This window comes from Sodalis-like endosymbiont of Proechinophthirus fluctus (assembly GCF_001602625.1).
In the GTDB taxonomy this organism is placed as follows: domain Bacteria; phylum Pseudomonadota; class Gammaproteobacteria; order Enterobacterales; family Enterobacteriaceae.
On record NZ_LECR01000007.1, the window covers coordinates 1 to 4,673 of the forward strand.

Annotated in this window: 5 protein-coding genes; all 5 read left to right on the forward strand. The window is 53.8% G+C overall.

All coding sequences use genetic code 11. From position 1 onward, the window contains the following. Positions 1-450: 450 nt before the first annotated feature. A complete protein-coding gene (locus BG74_RS09835; RefSeq protein ID WP_244267102.1) occupies positions 451-576 on the forward strand; it encodes a hypothetical protein in 126 nt (41 codons plus the stop codon). Positions 577-727: 151 nt separating this feature from the next. Then, a complete protein-coding gene (miaA, locus tag BG74_RS00820) occupies positions 728-1,669 on the forward strand; it encodes a tRNA (adenosine(37)-N6)-dimethylallyltransferase MiaA (RefSeq protein WP_066595840.1) in 942 nt (313 codons plus the stop codon). Positions 1,670-1,784: 115 nt separating this feature from the next. Further along, entirely contained in the window at positions 1,785-2,090 is a 306-nt protein-coding gene (gene hfq / locus BG74_RS00825; RefSeq protein WP_066595841.1) for an RNA chaperone Hfq, read from the forward strand. Between the two features lie 123 nt (positions 2,091-2,213). After that, a complete protein-coding gene (gene hflX, locus BG74_RS00830; RefSeq protein WP_066595844.1) occupies positions 2,214-3,494 on the forward strand; it encodes a ribosome rescue GTPase HflX in 1,281 nt (426 codons plus the stop codon). 59 nt (positions 3,495-3,553) lie between these two features. Continuing rightward, positions 3,554-4,673: FtsH protease activity modulator HflK (gene hflK, locus BG74_RS00835; RefSeq protein WP_187202455.1), on the forward strand; the 1,120-nt coding region annotated here is incomplete at its 3' end.

The window sequence follows — 4,673 nt, forward strand, 5'->3', positions numbered from 1 at the left end:
GCCGCTGCTGCAGGAGGGGCAAACAGCACCGCGCGATATTTTTCCTGGCTAGGACCGGCAGATGGCGGTCCCCCTCCCTGGCGACAACTGGTCGCCGCACACCGGCGACGCGTCGCCCTCCTTTGCAGTTATGGGCGAGGAGTCCGTCAGCGCCTGGCCCGGCGGTCGCCGGTAATCACCACATTTTTAGCATAGTTTTAATCATGGTCGCACCTGCTATGTGCTGGTAGAGTCGAAAGCAGCCTGGCGCTGCTTTCACTGCCGGTTGCCGAACACGCTCTGACCAAACGCCAACTGGCACCCGGTATGGAACAGATGCGCTCTCAGTCGCTGCTGTTCCGCTGCGTATGACGATGCGCGATGAAGAGGCCGTGGCTGGCGCTTAAACGTCATTAGCCACTGCTACATGAAATAGGTATCGCGCTACAGGCGCATCTTCATCAGGTAATACTGAATGCGGTACCTTTACCATTACTCCAACAAAATTTACAAAACTTGATTCCAGACCTGTTAGCCTACCTGCAGGGCGAAACGTCGGTGATGCATCTCCGGGTTGCGGTTTATATTGCCCGCTGATTGCAGCACGAATCGGTCGTTTGGAGCCATTCCCAGGCGATACAGTTGCCTGCCAAGGTGGAGCGGTTTTGTCTACAGTGGGTGAAAGCCCCCAGCCCGATGGGCTTTTGGTAACATTGAATGTTGAGGTCGCTATATAATGCCTTGAACTATGACTGAGCCGACATTTCTGCGCTGGCCCCAAGCCATTTTCCTGATGGGGCCCACTGCCTCCGGTAAGACTGCGCTCGCGATGACATTGCTCCAGCACTTGCCGGTGGATATCATTAGTGTCGATTCCGCACTAATTTATCGCGGTATGGATATCGGCACGGCCAAGCCCAGCGCCGAAGAGTTGACGCGGGCACCGCATCGGCTGGTAGATATCCGCGATCCGGCGGAGCCTTATTCAGCGGCTGATTTTTGCCGTGATGCGCTTAAGGAAATGGCAGAGATCACCGAGGCCGGTCGTATACCGTTGTTGGTGGGTGGGACCATGCTCTACTTCAAGGCGCTGTTAGAGGGATTATCCCCTTTGCCCCCGGCAGATCCCGACGTACGTGCTCGTATTGAACGCGAGGCAGAAATAGTGGGGTGGCAGGTGTTGCACAGACAATTACGACGGATTGATCCGATTGCGGCAAGTCGTATTCATCCTAATGATCTGCAGAGACTATCGCGGGCGCTGGAAGTTTTTTTCGTTTCAGGTAACACCCTAACGGAACTGACAAAAATATCCGGTGAAGCGCTAGCGTATCGGATACATCAATTCGCTATCGCGCCGCTTGTCCGCGTATTGCTGCATCAGCGTATTGCGCAGCGCTTTCATCAGATGTTAGCCGCCGGTTTTGAGCACGAGGTCAGTGCGCTTTTTGCCCGGGGTGATCTTCACCGGGAAATGCCATCCCTTCGTTGCGTTGGCTACCGCCAGATGTGGGCATATCTAGCGGGCGAAACTGATTATGATGACATGGTGTTTCGCGGGATTTGCGCGACACGACAACTTGCCAAGCGCCAAATGACCTGGTTGCGTAGGTGGCGTGATGTTCATTGGCTTAATAGCGATGAACCTGCCACCATCCTCAGCAGAGTATTACAGGTTGTTAGTGCATAGGTTGGGTGATTGTGTACAATTGATGGTACTGAACACGCTTTTTTACAATGATTATTTTATTTAGAGCCACATGGTTCTTGTTACGACCAACAAGCACATATAAGGAAAAGACAGAATGGCTAAGGGGCAATCTCTGCAAGATCCGTTCTTGAACGCGTTGCGTCGGGAACGTGTTCCAGTTTCTATTTATTTGGTGAATGGCATTAAACTACAGGGTCAGATTGAATCTTTCGATCAGTTTGTCATTTTATTAAAGAATACGGTCAGCCAGATGGTTTATAAACACGCTATCTCTACCGTCGTGCCGTCGCGCCCCGTATCGCATCACAATAACAATCCGAGCGGTGGTTCCAGTAATTATCACTATGGCAGCACCCCTATTTCGCAACCGTCACAATTAGAAAGCGGTGACGCCGAATAAGGTAGAAAGCGGTGACGCCGAATAAGGCGCATTGCTGCTGACCATTTCGCGGTGCTTTAACGTGCTGTTTAGCGCTAACGCCAGGATTATAGCTGCGGTATATCCGCATGAGAGGTTGTACGCTTGTTTGACCGTTATGATGCCAGTGAGCAGGCTATACTGGTTCACATCTTTTTTTCGCAAGACAAGGATATAGAAAATTTACAGGAATTTAAATCCCTTGTCTCTTGCGCCGGCATCGCGACGCTGCACGTCGTTACCGGCAGCCGTAAGGCGCCACATCCCAAATATTTTGTCGGAGAGGGAAAAGTGGAAGAGATCGCGGAGGCAGTTAAAACCAGTAGCGCATCTGTGGTCCTATTCGATCATACCTTATCCCCCGCCCAGGAGCGTAATCTTGAACGCCTGTGCGAGTGCCGGGTTATCGACCGCACGGGGCTGATCCTCGACATTTTCGCTCAGCGCGCGCGCACCCATGAGGGTAAGCTACAGGTGGAGCTGGCACAGTTGCGTCATCTTGCTACGCGTCTGGTACGCGGCTGGACGCACCTTGGGAGGCAAAAGGGCGGCATTGGGCTGCGTGGGCCGGGGGAAACCCAGCTTGAGACTGACCGTCGCCTGTTGCGGAATCGCATCAACCAGATCCTTTCCCGTTTGGAACGGGTGGAGAAGCAGCGCGAGCAGAGTCGGCGCGCTCGCGCCCGGGCGGATGTGCCCACCGTCTCGCTGGTGGGTTATACTAACGCTGGTAAGTCTACCCTGTTCAATCTAATGACCAAGGCTGGTGTGTATGCGTCCGATCAGTTGTTTGCCACTCTCGACCCGACCCTCCGGCGTATTAACGTCGCCGACGTGGGGGATACCGTTTTAGCGGATACTGTAGGATTTATCCGCCATCTACCCCACGACCTGGTGGCAGCGTTTAAAGCGACGCTGCAGGAAACACGGCAGGCCACCCTGCTGTTGCATATTGTCGACGCTGCTGATACACGTATTAGTGAAAACATCGATGCTGTGGACCAGGTGCTGACCGAGATTGAAGCTAACGATATCCCAACGTTGTTGGTCATGAATAAAATTGATCTGCTTGACGATTTTGCGTCACGTATCGATCGCGATGAAGAAAACCGACCGGTGCGGGTTTGGCTTTCCGCCCACAGCGGCGAAGGGATCGCGCTATTGATACAGGTCCTTACCGAGCTCCTGGCTGGCGGTCTTGCCCGCCAGGAGCTCCGTTTGCCTCCACAGGCCGGCCGGCTGCGCAACCGTTTTTACCAGCTGCAGGCCATAGAAAAAGAGTGGATCGAGGAAGATGGCAGTGTGGGGCTGGTAGTGAGACTGCCTATCATCGACTGGCATCGTTTATGTAAGCAGGAAACGGCAGTGGTAGACTACCTTGTCTAACCGTCTTTTGGGAACTCAAGCCTGAAGAATACTAATTAAAGTAAAAATGGAGCTAAAACATGGCGTGGAACCAGCCCGGTAATAACGGACATGACCGCGACCCGTGGGGGAATAATAGCGGCAACTCTAGCGGAAATAACAATAAAGGGAGACGAGAACAAGGGCCGCCCGATCTAGATGATATCTTCCGCAAACTCAGCCGCAAGCTGAGCGGGTTCGGCAATAAAGGCGGTGGCGGTACCAGCACCGATGTGCCTAGCATGAGTGGCCGTTATATCAGTCTGGCGGTGGCGACCTTGGTGGTCATCTGGGCAGGCAGCGGCTTCTATACGATTAAAGAAGCGGAGAGCGGCGTAGTGCTGCGTTTTGGCAAATTCTATCATCTGGTTCAGCCTGGTTTGAACTGGAGGCCGACCTTTATTGATACCGTGACAGCGGTCAATATGGAGTCCGTACGGGAACTGGCGGCGTCTGGAGTCATGCTGACCTCCGATGAGAACGTGGTTCGCGTCGAAATGAACGTGCAGTATCGTGTGACCGATCCCGAACGATACTTGTTTAGCGTCACCAATGCCGACGATAGCCTGCGCCAGGCCACCGACAGCGCTCTGCGCGGCGTCATCGGTAAATACACGATGGATCGCATCCTGACCGAAGGCCGCACTGTCGTGCGAAGCGACACCCAGCGAGTGCTGGAAGAAACTATTCAGCCTTATAATATGGGCATCACCCTATTGGACGTTAACTTCCAGGCCGCCCGGCCGCCAGAAGAGGTGAAGGCGGCCTTTGATGACGCTATCGCCGCGCGGGAAAATGAACAGCAATATATCCGCGAAGCCGAAGCGTATGCCAATGAAGTGCAGCCGCGCGCCAACGGTCAGGCGCAGCGCATTCTGGAAGAGGGTCGCGCCTATAAAGCCCGCACCGTACTGGAAGCGCAGGGGGAAGTGCAGCGTTTCGCCAAGGTGTTGCCGGAGTATAAAGCAGCACCGGAAATTACTCGCGAACGTCTGTATATCGACGCAATGGAGCGCGTGCTAAGTAGTACCCGCAAAATTCTGATCAACGACAAGGGAAGTAACAATTTGATGGTACTACCGCTGGATCAGATGTTGCGCAACCCGCCGGTCGGTAATAGCAAAACGCGCTCGGGCAATGAGAAGCTCAATCTGTTGCGGC

Bases quoted from the DNA above. Each gene is read 5' to 3' on its own strand.
- miaA (WP_066595840.1), top strand. From the start codon at position 728: ATGACTGAGCCGACATTTCTGCGCTGGCCCCAAGCCATTTTCCTGATG.
- hfq (WP_066595841.1), top strand. From the start codon at position 1,785: ATGGCTAAGGGGCAATCTCTGCAAGATCCGTTCTTGAACGCGTTGCGT.